Annotated in this window: 20 protein-coding genes and 1 pseudogene; 15 read left to right on the plus strand and 6 right to left on the minus strand. The window is 38.6% G+C overall.

Annotated features, from left to right (window positions below; genetic code table 11):
- The first annotated feature begins 9 nt into the window (after positions 1–9).
- The 7 genes from JOD18_RS07005 (at position 10) to JOD18_RS07035 (ending at position 7,874) form a co-directional block, all read left to right on the plus strand.
- On the plus strand, positions 10–726 hold the full coding sequence (locus tag JOD18_RS07005) for a YesL family protein (RefSeq protein ID WP_204668228.1): 717 nt from the start codon (positions 10–12) through the stop codon (positions 724–726).
- A gap of 225 nt (positions 727–951) precedes the next feature.
- Positions 952–2,064 (plus strand): GntR family transcriptional regulator, encoded by a 1,113-nt coding sequence (locus JOD18_RS07010; protein ID WP_204668229.1) that lies wholly within the window; start codon positions 952–954, stop codon positions 2,062–2,064.
- Positions 2,065–2,995: 931 nt separating this feature from the next.
- Entirely contained in the window at positions 2,996–4,021 is a 1,026-nt protein-coding gene (locus tag JOD18_RS07015) for a substrate-binding domain-containing protein (RefSeq protein ID WP_204668230.1), read from the plus strand.
- A gap of 81 nt (positions 4,022–4,102) precedes the next feature.
- Positions 4,103–5,368: an ABC transporter substrate-binding protein gene (locus JOD18_RS07020; RefSeq protein WP_204668231.1), complete on the plus strand. Its 1,266-nt coding sequence runs from the start codon at positions 4,103–4,105 to the stop codon at positions 5,366–5,368.
- Between the two features lie 66 nt (positions 5,369–5,434).
- Positions 5,435–6,355, plus strand: a complete 921-nt coding sequence (locus tag JOD18_RS07025; RefSeq protein WP_204668232.1) for a carbohydrate ABC transporter permease — start codon at positions 5,435–5,437, stop codon at positions 6,353–6,355.
- Between the two features lie 15 nt (positions 6,356–6,370).
- A complete protein-coding gene (locus tag JOD18_RS07030; RefSeq protein ID WP_204668233.1) occupies positions 6,371–7,204 on the plus strand; it encodes a carbohydrate ABC transporter permease in 834 nt (277 codons plus the stop codon).
- A 28-nt stretch (positions 7,205–7,232) separates the two neighbouring features.
- Positions 7,233–7,874: a YesL family protein gene (locus tag JOD18_RS07035; protein WP_204668234.1), complete on the plus strand. Its 642-nt coding sequence runs from the start codon at positions 7,233–7,235 to the stop codon at positions 7,872–7,874.
- A 90-nt stretch (positions 7,875–7,964) separates the two neighbouring features.
- Here JOD18_RS07035 and JOD18_RS07040 read toward each other — a convergent pair whose 3' ends face one another.
- The 3 genes from JOD18_RS07040 to ppc form a co-directional block, all read right to left on the minus strand.
- Entirely contained in the window at positions 7,965–8,921 is a 957-nt protein-coding gene (locus tag JOD18_RS07040; RefSeq protein ID WP_204668235.1) for a ribose-phosphate diphosphokinase, read from the minus strand.
- A gap of 371 nt (positions 8,922–9,292) precedes the next feature.
- Positions 9,293–9,571, minus strand: coding sequence for a spore morphogenesis/germination protein YwcE (locus JOD18_RS07045; RefSeq protein ID WP_204668236.1), 279 nt, complete (start codon positions 9,569–9,571; stop codon positions 9,293–9,295).
- Positions 9,572–9,885: 314 nt separating this feature from the next.
- Positions 9,886–12,636: a phosphoenolpyruvate carboxylase gene (gene ppc, locus JOD18_RS07050; protein WP_204668237.1), complete on the minus strand. Its 2,751-nt coding sequence runs from the start codon at positions 12,634–12,636 to the stop codon at positions 9,886–9,888.
- Positions 12,637–13,333: 697 nt separating this feature from the next.
- On the opposite strand from ppc, the gene JOD18_RS07055 reads away from it, so the two are divergent.
- The 3 genes from JOD18_RS07055 to JOD18_RS07065 all read left to right on the plus strand — a co-directional run bounded on the left by JOD18_RS07055 (position 13,334) and on the right by JOD18_RS07065 (position 17,373).
- Complete coding sequence (locus JOD18_RS07055) at positions 13,334–13,876, plus strand: glycerol-3-phosphate responsive antiterminator (protein WP_204668238.1); 543 nt, start codon at positions 13,334–13,336, stop codon at positions 13,874–13,876.
- A 245-nt stretch (positions 13,877–14,121) separates the two neighbouring features.
- Complete coding sequence (gene glpK / locus JOD18_RS07060; protein WP_204668239.1) at positions 14,122–15,612, plus strand: glycerol kinase GlpK; 1,491 nt, start codon at positions 14,122–14,124, stop codon at positions 15,610–15,612.
- A 105-nt stretch (positions 15,613–15,717) separates the two neighbouring features.
- The gene (locus tag JOD18_RS07065; protein WP_204668240.1) at positions 15,718–17,373 is read left to right on the plus strand and encodes a glycerol-3-phosphate dehydrogenase/oxidase; all 1,656 of its coding nucleotides are present in this window, start codon (positions 15,718–15,720) and stop codon (positions 17,371–17,373) included.
- Positions 17,374–17,585: 212 nt separating this feature from the next.
- Here JOD18_RS07065 and JOD18_RS07070 read toward each other — a convergent pair whose 3' ends face one another.
- Together JOD18_RS07070 and JOD18_RS24195 are read right to left on the minus strand one after the other, a co-directional pair.
- The gene (locus tag JOD18_RS07070; protein ID WP_239587972.1) at positions 17,586–17,792 is read right to left on the minus strand and encodes a hypothetical protein; all 207 of its coding nucleotides are present in this window, start codon (positions 17,790–17,792) and stop codon (positions 17,586–17,588) included.
- A gap of 165 nt (positions 17,793–17,957) precedes the next feature.
- Positions 17,958–18,118, minus strand: a pseudogene (locus JOD18_RS24195) (IS1595 family transposase); the annotation flags it as partial.
- A gap of 87 nt (positions 18,119–18,205) precedes the next feature.
- Between JOD18_RS24195 and dhaK the strand changes: the two are divergent.
- From dhaK to dhaM, 3 genes are all read left to right on the plus strand, one after another.
- Positions 18,206–19,195: a dihydroxyacetone kinase subunit DhaK gene (gene dhaK / locus JOD18_RS07075; protein ID WP_204668242.1), complete on the plus strand. Its 990-nt coding sequence runs from the start codon at positions 18,206–18,208 to the stop codon at positions 19,193–19,195.
- 87 nt (positions 19,196–19,282) lie between these two features.
- On the plus strand, positions 19,283–19,906 hold the full coding sequence (dhaL, locus tag JOD18_RS07080; RefSeq protein WP_204668243.1) for a dihydroxyacetone kinase subunit DhaL: 624 nt from the start codon (positions 19,283–19,285) through the stop codon (positions 19,904–19,906).
- Complete coding sequence (dhaM, locus tag JOD18_RS07085; protein ID WP_204668244.1) at positions 19,906–20,295, plus strand: dihydroxyacetone kinase phosphoryl donor subunit DhaM; 390 nt, start codon at positions 19,906–19,908, stop codon at positions 20,293–20,295. The genes dhaL and dhaM overlap by 1 nt, the downstream gene beginning before the upstream one ends.
- Positions 20,296–20,331: 36 nt before the next feature.
- Here dhaM and JOD18_RS07090 read toward each other — a convergent pair whose 3' ends face one another.
- The gene (locus JOD18_RS07090) at positions 20,332–21,516 is read right to left on the minus strand and encodes a Gfo/Idh/MocA family protein (protein WP_204668245.1); all 1,185 of its coding nucleotides are present in this window, start codon (positions 21,514–21,516) and stop codon (positions 20,332–20,334) included.
- 223 nt (positions 21,517–21,739) lie between these two features.
- On the opposite strand from JOD18_RS07090, the gene JOD18_RS07095 reads away from it, so the two are divergent.
- Together JOD18_RS07095 and JOD18_RS07100 are read left to right on the plus strand one after the other, a co-directional pair.
- A complete protein-coding gene (locus tag JOD18_RS07095) occupies positions 21,740–22,552 on the plus strand; it encodes an AraC family transcriptional regulator (protein ID WP_204668246.1) in 813 nt (270 codons plus the stop codon).
- A 90-nt stretch (positions 22,553–22,642) separates the two neighbouring features.
- On the plus strand, positions 22,643–23,794 hold the full coding sequence (locus JOD18_RS07100; RefSeq protein ID WP_204668247.1) for a Gfo/Idh/MocA family protein: 1,152 nt from the start codon (positions 22,643–22,645) through the stop codon (positions 23,792–23,794).
- Positions 23,795–23,796 lie beyond the last annotated feature (2 nt).

Below are 23,796 nucleotides of genomic sequence, written 5' to 3' on the forward strand. Positions count from 1 at the left end.
AGCGATTGGATGGAATTAGAAGGATTGACAGGCAGAGTGTACAAAATAACGGATTGGTTCATGCTTATAGTTGTTACGAATGTCCTGTGGTTTCTCTTTAATCTGCCAATCGCTTATTTAGCTTTTATGTTATTGGTTGTTGACAGTACAAGAGATATGATTGCCTTTTCTATTTATATTATGGTCTTACTACCGGTTTTTTTCTTTCCGGCAACGACAGCAATGTTTGCCGTCTTGCGGAATAGAATCATGTTTCCTAACGATGATAGAGGAATCTTTACATACTTTCTCAAAAGTTATAAGGCTAATTATATTAGAAGTTTTCTCGGGGGCGTTCTTTTTACCGTATTATGGACAGTATGGATTGTTGATTATTTCTTCTTTGTTAATCGAATAAGTGAGTTATTTTTATATTTGTTCTTATTTATTGGATTTTTGCTTATCGTGATGACGATACACTTTTTCTCAGTAACTGTACATATGCACAGCAAATTGCTTGAGGCGGTAAAAAATGCAGTAATCATTACTATTGCTAATCCGTTATTGACACTTATTATTGGTATAGTAACGATAGTTGTAATTTATATCAGCTTTCAAATAACAACATTCTTTATTCCTTTTTTCTTAGGATCTTTCATCGCCTATATCGCATTTAATAGATTTTATCATTTTGTGAACAAAATGATGGATGATGTAATAATCCAGCCAAACGAAGATAATCATTAGGGGAAAATGACAGGGAATAACGTTCTTTTTTGAATAACCTCTTAGAAAAAGAATCGGGGGAAGAGCTATAATATGGCTCTTCTCCCGATTTGTCTTTGATAAAATACTTTCTTCATAAAAAGCAGCATGTATATGAATTAAACCGTTATAATAAGTAAGTATAAAGCATTTGTTATAATAGGTTATTAAAAGATGGAAGTAAATCGTTAATGTTGAGGTGATTAGATGAGCGCATTGTATGAACAAGTGTATGAGGCAATTAAAAGTGATATCCTTTCAGCAAAGTATAAGGTAGGTGACAAGATTCCTTCAGAAAAAGAGATTGCGGAGTCTTTTTCTGTTAGTCGAATTACTAGTAAGAAAGCTTTGGAAAAATTGGTGCAAGAAGGCTTTGTGTATCGGCAGAGAGGTAAAGGAACTTTTGTGTTAACAACAACTAGTCTTCTATCGAAACAAACGGATAAAGAACATAAAAAACTGCCGGTATTTGGACTAATTATGTCGAAATTTGGTGAAAGTTATGGAACAGGTATAATTGAAGCAATAGAAGAAGCCTCTGATGGGAAATGCTTTATTATTTTGAAATTTTCAAAGGGAATACCAGAGAAAGAAGAAAAAGCGATTAAAGAATTATTAGACTATGGAGTAGATGGACTAATCGTGTTTCCAGCCAAATCGGAGTATTATAGTTCAGAGATTTTGAAAATGATCGTCAATCAATATCCGTTTGTTTTAGTAGATCGAAACTTCAAAGGACTTGCTGCACCATCTGTATCAACGGATAATTTCTATGCAGCTAAGGAAGGTGTTAAATACTTATTTGATCTTGGCCATGAACAAATAGGCATACTAATTCCGGAGGACTTTGAAATTACGGCAATTGAAGACCGATTAAATGGTATTGTCAGTGCATTTGCTGAAAATAAGGTGAGTGTTAACAAGGCTTACTGGTGTGATCAAATAAAAAGGTGTTCTTCTAGTGAGAAAAAAGATATTGAATTGATTATGCAATATTTGCAGAATCATCCTGAGCTGACTGCATTAATGGCCTTAGAGTATAAGATTGCCAAATTGGCAATGATTGCAGCGGAACAGTTAAACTTAAAGATTCCTGAAGATATTTCTATTTTATCGTTTGATAGTCCTTATGTTACCGCCATGGAGTGGAGCTTTACACATGTAAAACAAAATGAACAAGAGATTGGTCGGCGAGCCTTGCAGAAACTATTGGAAATGCATGAACATGGAATAGATTCCAACAAAGAACAAATTAAAGCTACGATACAAGAAGGTGATTCTACGAGGGCGCTGGCAAAGGTTGTCCCAACGGATAAATAAAAAACAACCTGATTTCTGCTTATTATTATATATAATAAACCCTTTGCTAAGCTAGTGGGATAAAAGCCTTCTTAGCAGAGGGAGATAAAAAATCAATCTTCAAAGTTTTTCGAGCTATAAAATAAAACAACTAGTTCACATGGATCACAGCTATTACCTAAAACAAAAAAAGCTGAGCTAATTAAATTAGTAAGAATTCCAGATAGGCACTAATGATATTTATTAGCTATTTCTGGGTAGGAATAGGTGGCATAGAAAAATTGTGTAGAGAGGTCTTATTGTATTTCTAGGGAAAAACGAATAGTATGAAGCTGCCTGTGAATTTATCCCTATTTTGATAATTGACAATTCTGAATTGCTTTATAAAACAGTGAAGATAAGTTAACCAAATATGATTAAATTTGTTGTTATGTCATCAACATAAAGCGAACGAAAAAAGATTATCGGCTGTTTATAGGGAGTTTTTCAATTATAACTGTTAAACAGGAGTGGGATATTTGATTGAATCAAGTACATTCTATAAATTTCCTAGAGTTGATCGGTTTTATACTTCTGTTTTGACTGACCTCTTCAACGTTTATTCTCCTCGGAGTTGATTTTTTAATTTTGTTAATAATTAGGTATTTGTTTGCTCCTCTTAGAAAAAACCTCGTTTTTAATATTATTTACTGTCTTAAATCTGATCCATGTTTAAAACTCATTTAAAATTTGCCGAGATCTCGATTATATATTACTGAAATCTTATAACTAAGTGGTGACGTAAATCTGTTTTTTGTATAGTCAGTTTAAAGGCGAAACCTAATTCAGAACCTGTTGTGTAAAAGCTGTTCTAATCTAAAGCTTATTTACAAATGCTCCGAAAGTGTTTTCAAACAATTCTAATATATGTTGTATAATAAAATAACAAAAATAACAAAAAAGGATGAGGTATGTGGCCAAAAAAATAACAGTACAAATGATTGCGGATGCAGCAGGTTATTCGAAGTATGTCGTTTCTAAAACACTTAATAATAAGCCAGGTGTAAAAGAAAGTACTAGGGATAAAATTCTGTTTGTAGCAGAGCAACTAGGTTATTTCAATAACGACCAACAAAAAAAGAATGAACATATGACAGATGCTGGTTTTGTGTTGGTAATTATGCCAGATCAACGATATCAAAATATAGAATCAGTTTACTGGGGGAAAATATTTGATGGAATAATGAGTACTTTAGAGAAGATGAACTATGGAAGTGTTGTGATTTCCGGGAAAGACTATCTGATTGATAAGGTGAAAGGGGAATCGCTATTAGGGGTTATAACAGTAGGTCATATTGATACGGATATGTTGTTGAATCTCAGTAATCTCTATAGTGTACCATTTGTAATGGTTGATCATGAGGATGAAGTGATTAAAGCAGATCGGATTTTTATGGACAATTACAGAGGGATGTATAAGTTAACTACACATATATTGATGTTAGGGCATGAACAGGTTTGTTTTGTCGGTGATAGAGCTTTTTCGCCAAGTTTTAAAGAAAGATGGATGGGGTTTAGAGAGGCATTAACAGTACAAGGTTGCTATCGTTCAGAGGAGGAGTGTTTATTTAATTTGAATTACAGTAGAGATATGGAGTGGCAATTCAGAGAATGTTTGGAAGAGTATGAGAGGGAATGTGGAAAGTTTACTGCCTTTGTGTGTGCTAATGATGAGATAGCAACAAAGGTTTCAAAGGTTTTATTAGAAAAAGGCTATGATATCCCTTCTGATGTTTCTGTTGCGGGCTTTGATAATATTGATTTTAAGGTGAAAAACATTCCTCCGATTACTACGGTACAAGTTATTCAGGAGGCGATAGGACAGCGTGCAGTGAATGAGTTAATCTGGAGGCTGGATAATTATCAAGCACCTAATGAACGAATACAGATTTCGGGCGACATAATTGTGAAAAAATCTACAGCAAAAGCAAGAAAATAAACCGTTTACATATTTGGGTTTATATGATATCATCTCTTTGTGATAACAAAATAATAACAATAATAACAAAGAGGTGGTAACATGTGGATCAAGAAAAGTAAATGGTTTCTAATCATTACCTATTTTCTAGTTGTCTTAACTGCGTGTAATAATAGTGACAGTGTTTCAGAAAATGAAGAGAATCCTTCGTCATTAACTTTATGGGCATGGCCAGGATTTGGATTGGAGGAGTTAGCGGCTGAATATGAAGAAGAAACTGGCATATCCATAAATATCCAAGAGGCCGAGTATGGAGATGTTCATCAGAATTTAATCACTGCCTTGGCGTCAGGTTCGGGTGCACCAGATATTTCTGCAGTTGATCAAGGTTATCTTGATCAAATGAAACAAAATGAAGACCAATTTCATAATCTCTTTGATTTTGGGGGTGAGGAATTAGCAGATGTCTATCTAGATGCCAAATGGTCTCAGGCTACAAATACAGAAGGTGACTTTTTATTAGGAGTACCTACTGATGTAGGTCCCATGGTTATGCTTTATCGAGAAGATATTTTTGAGGAAGCAGGACTACCGACTAATCCAGATGAAGTGGCTGCAGAGATTGATACATGGGAAGCTTACGTAGAAGCCGGTAAGCAGGTCAGAGAAAATACCGATGCGTATATGATTAACCGAACATCAGATATATATGTTGCCATCTTAGATCAAGCCGAGGAACAGTATTTTACAACAGATGAGGAATTTATTGGTGACAAAAGTACACAAAGCCTACGTGCCTGGGAAGTAGCTAGTCATGCAGTAGATATTTCTATGAATGTAGAAAGAAGCACACCTGAGTGGGGGACTGCGTTAGCGAATGGCGAAATTGCAACCGTTTTATTACCACCATGGATGTTACAAAATGTGAAAAATGCAGCACCAGATACAGCTGGAAAGTGGAATATAACATTTATGCCGGAAGGATCGGGTAATTTTGGTGGTTCATTTTTAACAGTTCCTAAACAAAGTGATTATCCTCAAGCAGCATATGATTTTGCAAAGTGGGTAATGGCACCAGAACAGCAACTTAGAATTTTCGAGAATGGTGGTCCTTTTCCTTCTACACCCTCTATCTATGATGAACCAGCCATTCAGAATCTAGAAGATGATTTTGTAAACAGTGACCAATTAGGAATTTTATATGCAGAAGCAGCTGAAGAAATTGTAGCGGGGTACAAAGGGGTGCACCATGATGCGGTGAGTAGCTTATTTCAGGATGCACTTGTTTCCATTGAAGATGGAAGTGCAACTCCAGAACAGGCATGGGATAATGCCCTTCAAGAGGCAGAGCGACAGCTTAGTCGGTAAATATAATGTGGAGAAATGATAATCTCTTCTCCGTCATCATTCTGAAATAGTAAGGAGGCTTTCTGCATGCAGTCTGAAACAGGACGACTAACGATAAAACAGAGGAAAAGATTTAGTCAAAAAACAAATGAATATAAATCAGGCTATTTATTTATATCACCATTCTTTATTTTGTTCGGGGTATTTGGTGTATTTCCCTTGGTATTTACATTATATATATCCTTTCATCAGTGGGATATTCTCGGTACAACGGAGTTTATTGGTATGACCAACTATCTAAGTTTGATCACAAATGATCCCTTATTCTGGAAGTCAGTTGGGAACACTTTTAGTATTTGGGCATTATCTACCATTCCCCAATTAATTGCGGCATTATTAATTGCTTTCTTTTTAAATCAGGCATTTCTTAAGTACAAGTCATTCTTTAGGTTGTCCATTTTTATGCCAAATGTTACGTCTGTTGTTGCAGTTGCCTTGGTTTTTTCAGTTATTTTTGGTTCTCAGTATGGGTTGGTTAATTATGTGTTGTCATTGATCGGGGTAGAGGCGATTAATTGGAGTGGTTCGTATTTTGGCACGCATGTTGCTATTGCTACAATGGTAATGTGGCGTTGGATAGGATATAATGCGATTATTTATTTGGCAGGGCTTCAAGGTATTTCAAAGGATTTATATGAAGCCGCTACCATTGATGGTGCTAATAAATTACAACAACTTTGGAGTATTACGATACCTATGTTACGGCCAATTATAATCTTTACTGTTGTGCAATCTACTATTGGTGGTATGCAATTATTTGCTGAACCACTCTTGTTTGGACAAGGTTCACAATACCAAGGCTTAACTATGACATTATATTTATATCAAGAAGCATTTAATCGCTTTTCGTTTGGTTATGCAGCAGCAATTGCCTGGATGCTTTTCTTTATCATTATCATTTTTTCGTTGATCAATCTCTTTTTGACAAGAAAAATTAGTTCTGCCTAAAAAGGAGGGATAGTAATGAACCAGGTTGGAGAAAAGAAACTATCCAAAATAATTTTATATGTATTTATGTTAGTTAGTGCCTTATTGTCTGTCTTCCCTTTTTATTGGATGTTTGTAGTAGGATCTAATACAACATCAGCGATTAATAAATTTCCACCTGCCATTATACCAGGCTCGAATTTTATTAGTAATAGCATGGCGGTTTTTGACAAAATACCATTTCTACAAGTATTGTGGAATTCTATTTTTATCTCGATTGTAGTAACAGTGTCTGTTTTGTTTTTCTGCTCATTAGCAGGATTCGCCTTTTCTAAATTGAATTTCAAAGGCAGAGACGGATTATTTATTTTTGTTATTGCCACCATGATGATTCCGCCTCAACTAAGCTTGATACCAAACTTTATGATTATGACGAACTTGGGTTGGATAGATGATCTAAAAGCAGTTATTGTACCGGCAGCGGTTAATGCTTTTGGAGTATTTTGGATGAGGCAGTATATTTCTTCTGCTGTACCATATGAATTGATTGAAGCAGGGAGAATTGATGGTTGCAGTAATTTTAGAATATTTTTAAATATTGTCATTCCAGCTGTTCGACCTGGTTTGGCAACATTAGGTATTTTTACCTTTATGGCAACATGGAATGATTTCCTTTGGCCGTTAGTTGTTCTAAAGGATAGCAGTGTCCATACCTTGCAGATTGCTTTAAGGACGCTGAATGATGTCTACAATACGGATTATTCTCTTATTCTTACTGGTACTTTTTTGGCAACATTGCCAATTCTATTGGTTTTTATTATATTCAGTCGTCAGTTTATTTCAGGTTTAACAGAAGGTGCAATCAAGTAGAAATTCTTATTGTATAGGATGGTATAGTATGAATCAAAAGTTTATCTTCGCAGAATGGCTTTTGGAATTATTTAAACTGCATGTATTTTGGATCGGTTATCTGTTCAGAGGTGGTTTGTTTTTTGGTCTTTTTCCAGCAACGGCAGCTGTATATGCAATTGTAAGGCATTGGATGTTAAAAAGACATCCAGAAACACTATCTTTTCTGTTTAGAAAATATTACAAAGAAAATTTTGTCGTCTCTAATAAAATTGGTTATTTGCTTACGCTTTTAACTGGTATTATCACGATGAATATTATCTATATACCGATATACCACGAGACTATTCGCTTAATTATGTATGTGATCTTAATATTTCTTTCCATTATAGTGTTAATTGTGTGGATATATTTCTTTCCTACTATTGTTCATTTTAACTGTAGAGTAGGAGACTGCTTAATTTTTACGTTCCAGTTTAGCATGTTATCGTTAAATGCATTCTTTCTTCATGTCTTGTTGTTTGGAATATTCATTATTGTGATCTATGCCATCCCTGCGGTATTCCTAGTATTTGGAATTATTCCAATGGTATGTACACAAATGGCGGTTAACAATAATTTATATGAGATCCTGCGAAGGAAGAAAGAAGAAGGAGATGTGAACAGACATTTGGCGTCTGACAAATTGTAAAATGTTAAAAAGAACACGAAAGTGTCTTGGAAGAAATATAATAGCTTAGCATAATCTTAAGGAAGGCAGCTAAAAACAGCTGCCTTTCTTTTATAATGTCCGATATAAAGTGCTAATTGATTGTTGTTCATATAAGCGGATAATCGCTTCTGCTAATACAGGTGCAACCGTCAGCTGTGTAATTTTGTCAATTTGTTTCTCTTCAGACAGTGGAATAGTATTGGTTACAATCAATTCTTTTACAAAAGAGTTTTCCACCTTTGCAACGGCATGGTCAGAAAGAACTGGGTGGGTTGTACAGGCATAGATATCACCTGCTCCATAATTTTTTAATGCTTGAGCGCTGGAAGTAATGCGATGCCCCGTATCAATAATATCATCGATAATAACAGCTGTTTTCTTTTCTACTTCTCCAACAATATGAATAACAGAACCACTTTCACGAGAACCACGTCGATCAATAATGGCGATCGGTGCTTTTAATTGATCGGCTAGTTGTCTGGCACGAGAAACACTGCTATGGTCTGGTGCGACAACTACTACATCATTTAATTCTTTTGTAATTAAGTAATTACCGATAATCGGAATGGCGGTAATTGGATCTACCGGAATATCAAAGAATCCTTGTGCTTGAGGAGCGTGTAAATCAACAGAGATTACACGGGTGGCACCTGCTGTCTGAACCAAATCAGCAATCAGTTTTGCTGTGATTGGTTCTCTGGCACGTGATTTACGGTCCTGTCTTGCATATCCATAATAAGGGATGACAAGGTTAATGGATCGAGCAGAAGCTCGTTTTAATGCATCTGCCATGATCAATAGTTCCATAATATGGTCTTCAACAGGATCGTATGTGGATTGAATCACATATACATCACAACCTCTAATGCTTTCTTCAATGTGGATTTGCAGTTCTCCATCACTAAATCGCTCTACAGAGGTTCGTCCAAGATCAATGCCAATATGTTTGGTGATCTCTTCTGCAAGTGGGATGTTGGAATTTAGTGCAAGTACCTTTAATTTTGTATTTTTATAGCTGTCACTCAAGCGAAAGACCTCCTATTAATTTTCAATTAGTCATATCTAATTATCGCAAAAAGAATCAGAAGAGACAAGTCTTCCCTCTACTAAAAAATCAATAAAATAAGAAGTATGATTTATCGCATTGTTACTGGCTGTAAGCCTCCCACTTCAAGAAATAAGGGAGCATGTCATTTCTAGGTGGGAGATTCAACAGCCAGTGACTAACGGCCCAATTGGTTCAACTTATGTTCAGTGGGGGAGAGAGGAGATGACTAAGTTCGCAATGTCTGAACTAGCACATACTATGTGTCGAAACCTCGATGAACGAAGTGTTATCACCGCCTCTGACAAGAAAAAAGCGCACAACTTGTTGTACGCTTTGATTCTTATAGCATTTAGTTCTCACCAATAAACGCACGACGTACATTGGTTGATTTTCTTAGTTCTAGCAAAAGAATTGTAAAGGAGATATGGCCATAAATCAGATTAGCGATAAATAATCCCCATAAATACATCTCGTTTGGTGCAATTCCAACAGTTACATGCTTAATGAAAATAACCCATGAAGCAATAATAAATGGAATTTGACCGATAGCTGTCTTTTTCCAATGATCATTCCATAATAAAAATGGTGTAAAACTGAATATTAATAAAAAGATTAAGAGTATACTCATTTTCGCTCACCTCGTTTAAATGGTTCTGTAAGTGTTTACAAATATAGTATAACACACGAGTTCAAAAAGTTGTAACAATTAATTCGTTTTTTAGACACAAATTAGCTGTTTTTTGTTCACAATTATAGTTGCCAATGATTCATGGTGTATTTGGCTATATATTAAGAAAGGGAGTCCCAGAGGAGAGATAACTGATACGATGAGGAGTTTTATTAGTTACACAGAGACAGTACTGATTGCCTGAATATAAAAAAACGGAGACAGAATCACTACGGATCTGCCCCCGAATTTAATTAGTTTCTATTATTAATGGATCAACCTGTGTTACGCAGTCCTGCAGCAATACCATTGATAGTTAGTAAAGCTTCTGCCAGCAGTTCCTGGTATTTTTCACTGCCTTCTTCTTCTGTTCGTAATTTAGAGACAAGTTGAACTTGCAGTAGATTTAATGGATCTACTAAAGGATTTCGTAAGCGTACAGAGTCTTTAATATTTGGACGATTGTCGAGTAATTCTTCTTGTTCGGCAATCTTCAGCACAATGTCTTTTGTTACTTCATATTCTGCTTTAATAGCACCAAAGATACGTGAACCGACTTCCGTGTCTTGTACCATCTTCGCATACTCATGAGCGGTATAGACATCAGCTTTTGTTAAAGCCATTTGTAAATTGTTGATGGTAGCCTGGAAGAACGGCCAGCGCTTGTACATATTTTGCAGCAGTTCTAAATTGTTCGTTTCATCTAGATATTGTTTAATTCCTGTACCTGTTGCATACCAAGCAGGTAACAGCTGACGGCTTTGTGTCCAAGCAAATACCCATGGGATAGCTCGAAGATCCTCGAAGCGGTCACTTCCTTTACGTTTCATTGGCCGAGAACCAATATTCAAGTCTCCTAATTCATGTAATGGTGTTGCCTGGTTGAAGTATTCCAAAAAGCTAGGATCTTCAAATACTAATTCCTGATATTTCTTGAGGGCATATTCTGAGATCACATGCATGGCGTCAACTTCTTCTTGTGACGGCTGCATCGAAGTTTGATCATCATTCAGTCCCATAATACCGGTTAGTAAGGTAGAAGTCGCTTGTTCTAAGCTTCGATAAGCAATATCTTCTAATAAATAGCGTGAAGATAGTACTTCGCCTTGTTCTGTAATCTTCACTCCATCACCTAATGTAACGGCTGGCTGAGATAATATACTGGCATATAAAGGTCCGCCGCCACGTCCTAGAGATCCCCCGCGTCCGTGGAAGTATTTAAGCTTCACACCATAGCTAGACGCAATATCATGTATTTCTTGCTGGGCTTGATATAATTCCCAGTTAGCCGTAATATTACCGCCGTCTTTACTGCTGTCTGAATAGCCAAGCATGATTTCCTGTAAATCACCGCGAGCGTCTAAATGTTTGCGGTATAGCGGAATATCAAATAATTTTTTGATCATTTCTGGTCCATTTTTTAAATCATCAATTGTCTCTAACAGTGGCGCAACATGGATTCGACTTACTACCTTGCCGTTCGGATAGACACGGTACAATCCAGCTTCTTTTGCCAATACTAATACTTCTAGTAAATCACTTACATTATCGGTCATACTAATCAGATATACTTCAATAGCCCGTAAGCCAAATGTATCTTGTGCCCGTTTAATCATTCGGAATGTATCAATTACCTCTAATGTATCTGTTGTAAATTCGTCATAGATTGAAATCATTGGACGAGGATTTTCTAATACAGAAATAAGTGTCTGTACTTTTTCCTCTTCGTCTAAGGCAGAATAATCAGCTGAAATATTGACTTTCTGTAAGATTTCCGTTAAGGCAGATTCATGTTCGCCGCTATGGTTACGAATGTCAAGTGAAGCCAAATGGAAACCAAACAGATCAACTTGACGAATTACCTTACGCAATAATTTAACTGGGTTGTTGACTGGATGATGCAATTTCATGCTATCTTGGATAAGCTGTAAATCAGCCAGTAATTCTTCAGACTTTGAATAACCTCGCTTGTCATCTTGCTCGGTATACTTAAGCTTTTTGAGCATAAGAGATAATTTCACACGATACACTTCATCTTCTTTATACCAGCCTTTGATGCCTAATATTTTCTGATCTTTCTTAATTGATTCTTGAATCTCGTCACTGACGTTTATCTTGGAGGTAGAGTGACTTAAGCGATTTTTTAGTACCTCTAGTACACCGATATATTTGTTTAATACCAATTCACGGTGCTTCTTTAATGTATCAAAGGTAGTTGTCGCTTTAACGTTAGGATTTCCATCACGATCTCCGCCAATCCATGAACCAAATCGCAAAAATGAAGGAATTTTCCAACGTTGCTGATATTTTTCAAATAATAAGTCTTCTAGATCGTCGTGAATCTTTGGAAGTACATCAAATAATACCCGATCGAAGAAATACAGCCCATTGGAAACTTCTTTCATTACAGAAGGTTTATTCTGTCTAATTTCTTGAGTTTGCCATAAAATGGTTATTTCATTTGCAATACGTTCTTTGATCATTTTCTTCTCATATCTAGTATAGGAATAATCCCATTGGGTTAACAATCGTGCAATACGTTTGTGTATTTGTAGGATCGTTCTTCTCGTTGCCTCTGTTGGGTGAGCGGTCATTACCAATTCTAATGATAATTTGCCAAGTAATTCTGTTACTTGTTCAGGTGTTACATTGTTATCCGTTAATGTCTTTACACCAGCCTCTAGTGACCCGGGCTGAATCACTGACTCATCTTGTGCTTGATATTCACGACGTCTCCTCGTACGGAAGTTCTGTTCCGCAATATTTAATAAGTGTAAGTGAATAGAAAAAGCATGTATGACATTTTGGCGTAAATTAGGATCTAGCTCGGTAATTTTTCGTTTAATACTATTTAGAGTGTCTTCTTCATGACCATTTCTGGATTCACGTGATAGCTTACGCAGCCCTTTCACGGTATTTAGTAATGTATCCCCACCTTGATGATACAATACTTGATCAAAAATTTGCGTCAAGAACTCGACATCTTGCCATAAAGTTATACTGGACTTCTGTTCTATAGATGTCATAATTGTCCCACTTCCTTTCAAAGTTAAAAAATTATGTCCCTTAAGTACGACATGACTCCGATTATTTTTATGTAATCAGAGTACGGTTTTGTAGTGGTTATGGTGCTGGACATCTGCAGAAAAACTGGTTTGATGTTTAGAACCATAATAAATCTCAGTAAGGCATACAAACTTCTTACTGATTGAAGGTGCACTTTATGTGGCTGGAATGGATGGAATTTATCTGCTTTATCAATTATTCACTTAAACTATGAGACTCTTTGAATAAATCAAGAGATGATAGAGGCACATCTATTATCATAACATGAATTTAGAAAAATGAATAATTTTTTCAATAATCCGTCTCTTTCTTAAACTATGAAAACAAATCAAAAATACATATATTCGTAAGTATATTACCGTCTATGTCTGTATGTAAACATAAATCTAGCTAGTAGAATGGGAGATTTTCTGACGCTTCGTACTAGACACAATTTGTCATATTATTTATGCTGATGTATATATTTTTAAGAAGTTTTGAGCACTTACAAATAGGTGGAATGTAAAAAATATCATAAAAATAGTTTTGCGAAGTGAGTTCGCGCTGTTTGAACATCCTCTTTTTTTAGTATTTCTACTTTCCGTTTGGTGTACTCGTGTGAAACGTAAGTTGTTATAATATGAAAATATAGTGCTGTTTAAGCAAGGAGAGGTGTCGATGAAGTTACAAGGTGTACTGCCAGCAGTAAGAAAAATGAAGGATTTTGAAAAGGTGTTGCAAAGTGATCATTCTTTAGTCATTTTATTAGAAACGAGAATTGCTCAGCTGCCAAAACTTGTTCAGTATGCTAAACAACATCAAAAGAAGGTATTTGTTCATGGCGATTTAATTAACGGTTTAAAGTTAGATCGGTATGGATTAGAGTTTTTGGTGCATCATATAAAGATTGATGGAATTATTTCAACAAGAGCTAATGTGATTGCATTGGCAAAGCAACACACGATCTATGCTATTCAGCGCTTATTTGCTATTGACAGTTCTGCGGTGGAGAAGAATATAGATTTGATTAACAAGACGAAACCCGATTATGTGGAAGTGCTGCCAGGTATTATTCCTTCTGTTATCAAGGAAATCATCCAGAGCACCAATACACCAGTCATTGCCGGAGGACTAATTAAGACGAGAGAAGAGGTTGAAATGGTGTTAACCCATGGAGCCGTGGCTGTTACTACTTCAGAGGCAAGTTTATGGCAAAGATAGTTGACAGACAATTTGTTTTTATAGTATCTTAATCACTAACAAGTTAAAACCGTGCCGGAGACGAGGAGTCCACATCGTAATTTCGTAGCTTTAATAAAGGTTGCGTTATTGTCTTTGTGGACTTTTTTCATACTTGATTTCCTCACGGCTTGCTATAAGGATGGGGATGGTTTTAGATTATTTCTTTTGTGGTAACACTAAGATAACAAAAGATTTATTACAAGATAAGGATGGGGGAAAGTACGATGGAAAAGTATATACTATCGATTGATCAAGGAACTACCAGTTCAAGGGCGATTGTTTTTAATAAAAGTGGGGAGGTTGTAGAATCAAGCCAACTGGAATTTGAACAATTTTTTCCGCAAGCAGGCTGGGTAGAACATGATGCCAATGAGATTTGGACATCGGTATTGGCGTGTATTGCAGATGTTTTGCGTAAAGCAGATATTAATGCTAGTCAAATTGAGGGAATTGGCATTACTAATCAACGGGAGACAACTGTAGTTTGGGATAAAGATACTGGCAAACCAATTTATAAAGCAATTGTCTGGCAGTCTCGTCAAACAGATGACATTTGCCGAGAACTGCGTGAGGCAGGTCATGAAGACACCTTCCGTAAAAAAACAGGGCTGCTTATCGATGCCTATTTTTCAGGAACCAAGGTGAAATGGATCTTAGATTATGTCGAGGGAGCGCGTGAAAAAGCAGAGCAAGGCAAATTATTATTTGGAACGATCGATACGTGGCTGATTTACAAATTTACTAACGGCAAGGTTCATGTGACGGATTATTCAAATGCCTCAAGAACTTTAATGTATAATATTTACGATTTACAATGGGATGATGAACTTCTGGATATTTTGGGTGTTCCAGAGAATATGCTGCCTGAAGTGAAATCGTCTTCTGAGATTTATGGAGAAACCGTTTCTTACCATTTCTTTGGTTACAACGTACCGATTGCCGGTGCTGCAGGAGATCAACAGGCAGCTTTATTTGGTCAGGCATGTTTTGAGAAGGGGATGGTGAAGAATACATACGGTACAGGATGTTTTGTATTGATGCATACGGGAGAGGAGCCTGTACGTTCAGAGCATGGGTTATTGACAACACTGGCTTGCAGCATGGATGGAAAAGCAGAATATGCCTTAGAGGGCAGTATTTTTGTGGCGGGTTCAGCGATCCAATGGCTTCGTGATGGTATGCGCATGTTTAAGAATGCTAAGGAATCAGAGAAGTATGCTTCTAAGGTAGAATCAACGGATGGTGTCTATTTCGTGCCAGCGTTTGTAGGGCTTGGTACACCATATTGGGATAGTGATGCCAGAGGTGCAGTATTTGGCCTGACACGTGGTACATCTAAGGAGCATTTTATCCGCGCAACATTGGAAGCCCTTGCTTATCAAACAAAAGATGTAGTGGGGGTTATGGCCGAAGATGCAGGCACACATGTGAAATCCCTGCGGGTAGACGGTGGCGCAGTATCCAATAATTTTCTGATGCAGTTCCAGAGTGATTTGCTGGATGTATCGGTAGAACGACCAGAAATTATTGAAACAACAGCACTGGGGGCTGCTTATTTGGCTGGTTTGGCTGTAGGTTTTTGGCAAAACAGAGAGGAGATTAGCGAACAATGGCGAGTCGACAAGGAGTTTACAAGTAAAATGGAGGAAGAGAAGCGCCAGCGTTTATATAAAGGATGGCAAAAGGCAGTAGAAGCGACGAGGGTCTTTAAATAAAGGAAACTTCTATATGGAGATTTATGGATGTACTAAATTTTAATCAATAAAGTGCGTGTTCAAAAGTTTGATAAAATTGAACAACCACATAAAGGAGAAAATAAGATGACATTTTCTAGTTTAAACCGTGATCAAGTCTATCAGGAACTTCAGCAGCAGCCGTTGGATCTGATTATTGTTGGTGGCGGAATTACAGGCGCAGGCATTGCCTTAGATGCAGTTTTGCGAGGCTTAAAAGTAGCGTTGTTTGAGATGCAAGATTTTTCAGCAGGTACTTCCAGCCGCTCTACAAAACTTGTACATGGCGGTTTAAGATATCTAAAACAATTTGAAGTGAAAATGGTGGCCGAAGTGGGCAAAGAACGTGAGATAGTCTATGAGAATGGACCACATGTGACAGTTCCGGAATGGATGCTGCTGCCATTTTACCGAAACGGCACATTTGGGCCGCTGTCAACCAATGCAGGGTTGCGTGTGTATGATTTCTTAGCTGGTGTAAAGAAATCAGAGCGCAGAAAAATGTTGAACAGGGAGGAGGCATTGATTCGGGAGCCGTTATTGAAGAAGGAAGGCTTAAAAGGGGCAGGCTACTATGTGGAATACCGCACAGATGATGCCAGGCTTACCTTAGAAGTATTGAAGAAGGCGGTTGAACATGGAGCTCATGCACTAAATTATGCCAAGGTGCAGAAATTGCTATATGATGATAACGGCCAAATTCAAGGGGTGGAAGTAGAAGACCAAGTCAGCCATACCACATCTCAGGTGAAGGCAAAGTATGTAATTAACGCAACAGGCCCATGGGTAGATACATTGCGGGAAAAGGATCATTCCAAACGAGGCAAAACTTTGCATTTGACCAAAGGGATTCACTTAGTATTTGATCACTTGCGGTTTCCATTACAACAGGCAGTTTATTTTGATACCCCAGATGGCCGCATGGTATTTGCCATCCCTCGTGAAGGAAAAACATATGTAGGTACAACGGATACAACGTATACTGGTAACATTGCTCACCCCACAATGACAGAAAGTGACCGTGCCTATGTTTTAAAGGCTATTGATTATATGTTCCCTGAATTATCAATTACTGCTGATGATGTAGAGTCGAGCTGGGCTGGATTACGGCCGCTTATTCACGAAGAAGGGAAGGATCCTTCTGAAATTTCACGCAAGGATGAAATCTTCGAATCAGAGTCAGGTCTAATCTCGATTGCGGGCGGAAAATTAACTGGTTATCGTAAAATGGCTGAAGAAGTGGTAAATGTGATTCGAGACAAGATGATTGAAGCAGAGCGCAAGGTGTTTCTGCCAAGTGACACGAAACACGTACCACTTTCAGGTGGAGATGTAAAAGGGTCTAAGGGGTTTGCCGATTACAAGGCAGAGCAGATTCAGAAAGGAACAGAAATTAGTTTAACGGAAGAAGAGGCAGAACAGCTCGTTCAGCGCTATGGTTCTAATGTTCCAATTGTCTATCAATACTTTATCGATGCCGTGAATAATGAACGGGAAGAGCCAGTCTTGCAGGCGATGCTTCGATATAGCATAGAGCATGAGGCAGCTTGCACTCCGGCCGATTTCTTTATTCGCAGAACAGGAGCATTATACTTCGATATTGCATGGGTGAAACAGCATCAGGCATTAGTCTTGCAGGAAATGAAAAACATTTTAAACTGGACAGCTGCAAAGACAGAACAATATCAAGCAGAATTAGAACAATATCTTAAGGAAGCTGTATATCCAACAACAGAGTCGTGAGGTCTAACCCCACGGCTTTTTCTCTGAAGGCTGTGTTAATAACTATGTTGATAATCATATAAAAGTAAACGCTTGGAATTATTCCAAGCGTTTACGATGTGCATTTGTTCTTCTTCAAGTAAAGCACGCGTTAGCATAGTGGATGGGGCTAGTCGTATCCAGGTGTACCGGTGTGTATTGGACTGTCCTTGAGCGCCCGAAACTTCCTGTCATTAGTGTTCATTTGCTTCGATTTGATGGAGAATTTCATTAACGACGTGCGCGATCGGTGCGGTGGCGTCGATTATAATCCCGTTTTTGGGAACGCCTTCTTTCGTTTGATACATTCGCGCACTGATTTCTCGTTCCTCTGGTCTGCCACCCCAGTCAGTTGGGTCCAGTGCCACTCGCTCATCAATCCGCCGGAGACTGGTTTCCAAGTCAACCTCAAGGACAAGCAATTCGCTGCAGACCGTAGTTTTGCCGGCGCCGGAAACGCCTCCAATCAGATAATTCCTAATGCCCATTGTTAGACCCTCCATTTCCTTCGCTAAACTGAATCGTTAAATAAGGTTCGTTCACCTAATATTATCACAATTAATTGCCTCAATACATAAAATGTTCCCCCTTTTAACAAGGCTGCCAATCGCTTTTTCTGCTTTTGTTTTTCGATACGTCCTTTACAAGCTACCTTAGAAATTTTTAGTACGGTCACGACAGCAGGTACGCAGACTTGCTCTTTACTGATTCCTCGAAACTGTGATACAACGAAGTACCAATTTAGAGTTAAGTCTCTGAGTGTGGTACAATAAAGGAAGATTTTCACAAGCTTATAGGAACGAGGTGGTTGGTGATGAAAAAAGTAGTTAATCATCCGGACAAGGTTGTTCAAGATATGTTGGATGGTTTTGTGAAAGCGCATCATACATCTATGAAACGAATTCCAGATACTACTGTTATCATTAGGCAAGAGGCCCCAATCTCTGGCAAGGTTGGATTGGTAAGTGGCGGGGGCAGCGGTCATGAGCCTGCACATGCCGGCTATGTGGGAAAAGGAATGCTGGATGCAGCTGTGGTAGGAGAGGTGTTTACTTCTCCAACACCTGATCAAGTGTTAGAGGCGATAAAAGCTGTCGACAGTGGAGCAGGTGTATTATTAATCATTAAGAATTACACCGGTGATGTGATGAATTTTGAAATGGCGGCTGAACTAGCAGAAGCAGAAGGGATTACCGTTGACAAGGTGATTGTAAATGATGATGTTGCAGTGGAAGACAGTACCTTTACCACAGGACGGCGAGGAATTGCAGGGACAGTATTGGTTCACCGTGTAGCAGGAGCTGTGGCAGAGACTGGTGCCAGTTTAGCAGAAGTGAAACAAGCTGCGGAAAAAGTCGTCCGCAATGTACGTTCCATGGGACTGGCCTTGACGGCGTGTACCGTACCAGCAGCTGGTAAACCGAGTTTTACTTTACATGATAATGAAATAGAAATAGGCACAGGTATTCACGGTGAACCGGGGATTGAACGGGTGCCTTTGCAAACAGCAGAAGAAATGAGCGAGCGGTTAGTAGAAAAAATTCTAGCTGATAAAGATTATACGAACAGCGAAGTGGCAATCATGATTAATGGAATGGGTGCGACCCCGGAAATGGAACTGTATATTGTCTATAGAGAAGTAGAACGATTACTGCATAAACATGGGATAGCCGTTTATCGTGCCTGGGTTGGAGAGTATATGACATCATTAGAAATGGCTGGCTTCTCAGTCACTTTACTAGCGGTTGATCATGAAATCAAACAGGCATTATCCACACCGGTAGAAACAATCGCATTTAGATAAGGCCGCCTCTCTGGTTTGTGCCAATCAAATAAAAGCTTGGCACGTTGGCTGAATTTTCCTAAAAAATGATTACAAAGGAGAAAATGTATGGTAATTTTAACAGTAGATCAAGCCAAGCAATGGATGATAGAAAGTCAAAAGAAATTAGTCGAACATAAAGAGCAGCTGACGACATTAGATCAAGCAATTGGCGACGGAGATCATGGGATTAATATGGCAAGAGGCTTCTCAGAAGTAGTTGATAAGATTGAAGGAACGGAATACGACACGGTTGCCGATGTCTTGAAATCAGCTGCAATGACTTTAACTGCTAAAGTTGGCGGTGCTTCAGGTCCGCTTTATGGGACAGCTTTTTTAAAAATGGCGGTATCGTTACAAGGAAAAGAAGTAACAGCGGAGGCCTTTGTTGACGCGGTCGATGCCGGATTGGAAGGTATTCAGACAAGAGGAAAGGCTGAATTTGGTGAAAAAACGTTATTTGATGTCTGGTATCAAGTAGCTGCTTTTCTTCATTCAGAACCGTACGATACATGGGAGGGTATTTTGGAAGTGTGTCAAGCCATTATCGAGGATACAAGAGAGATGGTAGCACTGCGTGGCAGAGCCTCCTACTTAAAGGAACGATCAAAAGGACATATTGATCCCGGTTCGATGTCTTCGTTCTATATCTTTCAGGCCTTTGTCGATGTATTAGAATGGGAGAAAGCCTAATGTCTGGCAAGGTGGGTATTGTGATTATCTCTCATAGTCCAGAGATAGCGAAGGGCATTCATGCCTTAATTAATCAGGTGATAGAAGGGGTGCCAGTTGCTGAAGCGGCCGGTACAGATGACGGAGAGATCGGTACCAGTATGGAGAAGATTCTTCTGGCAATTGAAACAGTCGATCAAGGACAAGGTGTTTTAATGTTCTATGACCTGGGGAGTGCCAAAATGAATGCCGAGATGGCACTTGAATTTACGGAAGCAGCTGATGTGCGGATAGCCGACCATGTGGCGATTGTAGAAGGAACCTATGTGGCTGCTGTTGAGTCCAGTATCGGCAAAACGCTGGATGATATTGTAGCAAGTCTAGAGAGACTAGCTATTACAGAAATGTAGAAGAATCAGCCTTGGCTGATTCTTCTGCGTTAGCGATTAATGTATATGGATGGTTGCCCCCGCTGAGCTCCATGCAGCTCCTAATTCATGGGGAAGTTTCCCTTCTTGATAGCATAAAGTAAGCAATTTTTCCAGTCCTTCTACGGTTGTTAAGCGCTGCTGCTGGTGGTAGTGGATCAATTCCTCGGGGAATTTTGGTATTTCCGGCACAGATTCATGCATAGCATAAATTGCCTCGACATGGGTACGCGCTGCTTCTGCACCGCAGCGAATTTGATCGGTTCCATTCTGAATGGCAGTAATCATTACACCTAGCTTTGATAGATGATTTCGTTCAGGATCTTCATAGCTAGACATAGTCCCATCTTTCCATGTTACCTGAATCTCCCCATTGGTTCCTTCTGGCTGATAAGAAATAGTGGCTTGTTCAAACTCTAAAGTGTAAGTCGGACGATGTTCCTCCATCACGGCATGAGAGGCAAGATAGATAATTTCTATTTGATTGGTTGTTTGGATTTTGACAGCACAAGTGTCAAAGGTTTCGATCGGATTGGCACGGTATAGTTCAGCAGATAATTGTTCGATTTCAGCACTTGTTTCCATCGAATCTCCAGCCAGGTAAAAAAGATGATGGAGAAAATGGGCCGTTGCGTTATTGGCCACACTATCAAAAATCCGCTCTCCATCTGGACTAAATTGTTTCCCTGCCCAACTGGAGCGATTGTAGTAATCTGCCGTACGAGGCCAAAGCACCAAACTTTTCATCCGTAATGCTCGCCCAAACTTGCCGTCAAGGATGTCCTGTTTCAGCTGTTGCACTGTGTCAGTGAACGACCAATTAAAGCCAATGGCCAGTTTCTTATTGGTGCGATCCCTTGTTTCAATCATTTCCTGTAATTGTTGGGGGTCAGCTGTGGCTGGTTTTTCACAAAGGACATGGCTTCCATGCTCCATTGCCAAACAGCTCTGGTCTTTATGAAACTGAATCGGTGTAGAGATAATCGCAAGATCAGCCGTATGTACTTGATAAAATTCTTCTAAACTATGAAAAATAGGGATGTTGCGCTCAACAATTTCTTGATGGAAATTAGAACGCTCTGGACTAACATCGACAACACCTTGTAAGTATGCGTTTTCATTGCTGCCATGAAGTAATTCCTTTAGATAGATATTTCCATAACCGCCCATCCCAACTAAGACGATGGATACTTGGTTATTCATAAATAAATTCCCCTCTCTAGTCTTGTTTGTCAGTAAAAAGTGATAGCACGCACTGATAGCAAGCTTGCAAGAATTTATTCTATCACGGTTTGTCAGGAGAAACAACATAGATTTACAATTCAAAAAATAATTGGCAGTGGCAACGAATCCGTTGAGTAAAGCAGTAAATTACTATATGATAAGTGGTAGCCACCAATTTAACAAGATAAGGAATGGATATCCTATGTTTAAACAAATTGAGGTTGATCCGTCTGGCATCCAATTATATGAGAGTAAACACCATGCTGGTGACCGGATTGCTGAGCATCATCACGAGATCTATCAGCTGATTTATGCATTAGAAGGCACCGGACAAATTATAGTCGATGGCGAAGCTTACCGGCTGGAGCATGACCAGCTTACTTTTATTACCCCGTATACCGATCACGCGGTAATCGCAGACGATAAACTAACGGTGTTGGTATTAGCCTTTGATCAACGGGTAATAGATGCCACTAATCGATCTTTATTTGAACACAGTTTATATGAATCCAAGTTTGTTGGTTTTAATCCTTTTACAAGTGGAGAAGTGCGTCAGCTGTTACGAACAATCTTGTATGAACAATCTCATCAAAGTACATATCAACAAAATGCGATGTCGATTTATTTATCCCAGTTATTGCTGCTGATTGCCCGTGGAGAACGTAATCAAGAATCAAGTAACGCTAATTCATTACGTGCTGATAAGCTGAGAGAATATATTGACTCCCACTATTATGAGGCGTTAGATGCGGAGAACCTTGCCGGTAAATTAGGAGTAAGTACGAGACATATGAACACGATCTTCAAGGAAACCTTTGATCAGACACCGATGCAATATTTGGCAGAAGTAAGAGTTGGTTTATCAAAGAAAATGCTTCTGGAAACAGATAAAGATATCGCCTCCATATGTTTTGAGGTCGGTTTTGAGTCTATTTCCACATTCTATCGTGCCTTTAAACACCATACAGCGATTTCCCCTCATAAATTCCGTACAAATAAAAAAATTGACTTCTGAAATTAAGAAATTCGTTCTTAGATTAATAAGACGGATTTTTTTTATTAGCTTAAGATGAAATTAATACAGAAAAAAGGAGAGGTTAGAAAGATGGCGGAACAACGTATTGGAATTATTATGAATGGTGTAACTGGCAGAATGGGAACGAATCAACACTTAATTCGCTCTATTAAAGCGATCAGGGAGCAAGGCGGTGTTTTGTTGAAAAATGAAGACCGTTTAATACCAGATCCGATTTTAATAGGACGTAACGAAAAAAAACTGCAAGCATTAGCAGAGGCACATGGTATTGAACGATATTCTACGGATTTGGAAGCGGCACTTGCAGATGACTACAATGTGATCTATTTTGATTCACAAACTACGGTTCGCAGAGCAGAGGCCATTAAGCAAGCTATTGCAGCAGGCAAGCACATTTATTGTGAAAAACCAACAGCTACCAATTTAGAAGGTTCGATCGAATTAGCTAAGCTGGCAAAAGAAGCAGGTGTTAAAAATGGCGTCGTACAAGATAAGTTATTTTTACCAGGATTGCTAAAATTAAAGCGTTTAATTGATTCAGGTTTCTTCGGCGAGATACTATCTGTGCGTATGGAGTTTGGTTATTGGGTATTTGAAGGAGACTGGCAAGAGGCTCAAAGACCTTCATGGAACTATCGCGAAGAAGATGGCGGCGGTATTATTGTCGATATGTTTGCTCACTGGCGTTATGTTATCGATAATCTGTTTGGTAATGTGAAATCTGTTTCTTGTCTTGGTGCGACACATATTCCGGAACGAGTAGACGAGAATGGTGAGACATATAAGGCTACTGCTGATGATGCTGCTTACGGAACGTTTGAATTAGACAATGGTATTATCGTACAGGCTAATTCTTCATGGGCTGTACGAGTTAATCGTGATGATCTATTAACCATCCAAGTCGATGGTACAGAAGGAAGTGCGGTTGCTGGTTTAAGAGATTGTAAGGTACAGCATCGTGTAAACACTCCGAAGCCAACTTGGAATCCGGATATCGACAATCCATTTGACTTCCAATCTCAGTGGCAAGAGGTGCCGACAAATGATGTATATGATAATGGCTTTAAAGTACAGTGGGAACTTTTCTTAAAACATATACAAGAAGATCATCCGTTTCCTTGGGATTTGTTAGAAGGTGCCAAAGGAACACAACTGTCCGATTTAGGTCTGAAATCTTGGAAAGAGCGTCGTTGGATTGACGTACCTGAAATTAAATTGTAGGA

The organism is Gracilibacillus alcaliphilus (genome assembly GCF_016909015.1).
Taxonomy (GTDB): Bacteria; Bacillota; Bacilli; order Bacillales; family Amphibacillaceae; genus Gracilibacillus; species Gracilibacillus alcaliphilus.

Excerpts from the sequence above, each read along its gene's own strand:
- JOD18_RS07100 (WP_204668247.1), top strand. The coding sequence starts at position 22,643 with ATGGCGGAACAACGTATTGGAATTATTATGAATGGTGTAACTGGCAGA.
- JOD18_RS07005 (WP_204668228.1), top strand. The coding sequence starts at position 10 with ATGGAATTAGAAGGATTGACAGGCAGAGTGTACAAAATAACGGATTGG.
- JOD18_RS07065 (WP_204668240.1), top strand. The coding sequence starts at position 15,718 with ATGACATTTTCTAGTTTAAACCGTGATCAAGTCTATCAGGAACTTCAG.
- JOD18_RS07055 (WP_204668238.1), top strand. The coding sequence starts at position 13,334 with ATGAAGTTACAAGGTGTACTGCCAGCAGTAAGAAAAATGAAGGATTTT.
- JOD18_RS07025 (WP_204668232.1), top strand. The coding sequence starts at position 5,435 with ATGCAGTCTGAAACAGGACGACTAACGATAAAACAGAGGAAAAGATTT.
- dhaL (WP_204668243.1), top strand. The coding sequence starts at position 19,283 with ATGGTAATTTTAACAGTAGATCAAGCCAAGCAATGGATGATAGAAAGT.
- glpK (WP_204668239.1), top strand. The coding sequence starts at position 14,122 with ATGGAAAAGTATATACTATCGATTGATCAAGGAACTACCAGTTCAAGG.
- ppc (WP_204668237.1), bottom strand. The coding sequence starts at position 12,636 with ATGACATCTATAGAACAGAAGTCCAGTATAACTTTATGGCAAGATGTC.
- JOD18_RS07010 (WP_204668229.1), top strand. The coding sequence starts at position 952 with ATGAGCGCATTGTATGAACAAGTGTATGAGGCAATTAAAAGTGATATC.
- JOD18_RS07095 (WP_204668246.1), top strand. The coding sequence starts at position 21,740 with ATGTTTAAACAAATTGAGGTTGATCCGTCTGGCATCCAATTATATGAG.
- JOD18_RS07030 (WP_204668233.1), top strand. The coding sequence starts at position 6,371 with ATGAACCAGGTTGGAGAAAAGAAACTATCCAAAATAATTTTATATGTA.
- dhaK (WP_204668242.1), top strand. The coding sequence starts at position 18,206 with ATGAAAAAAGTAGTTAATCATCCGGACAAGGTTGTTCAAGATATGTTG.
- JOD18_RS07020 (WP_204668231.1), top strand. The coding sequence starts at position 4,103 with ATGTGGATCAAGAAAAGTAAATGGTTTCTAATCATTACCTATTTTCTA.
- JOD18_RS07035 (WP_204668234.1), top strand. The coding sequence starts at position 7,233 with ATGAATCAAAAGTTTATCTTCGCAGAATGGCTTTTGGAATTATTTAAA.
- dhaM (WP_204668244.1), top strand. The coding sequence starts at position 19,906 with ATGTCTGGCAAGGTGGGTATTGTGATTATCTCTCATAGTCCAGAGATA.
- JOD18_RS07090 (WP_204668245.1), bottom strand. The coding sequence starts at position 21,516 with ATGAATAACCAAGTATCCATCGTCTTAGTTGGGATGGGCGGTTATGGA.
- JOD18_RS07045 (WP_204668236.1), bottom strand. The coding sequence starts at position 9,571 with ATGAGTATACTCTTAATCTTTTTATTAATATTCAGTTTTACACCATTT.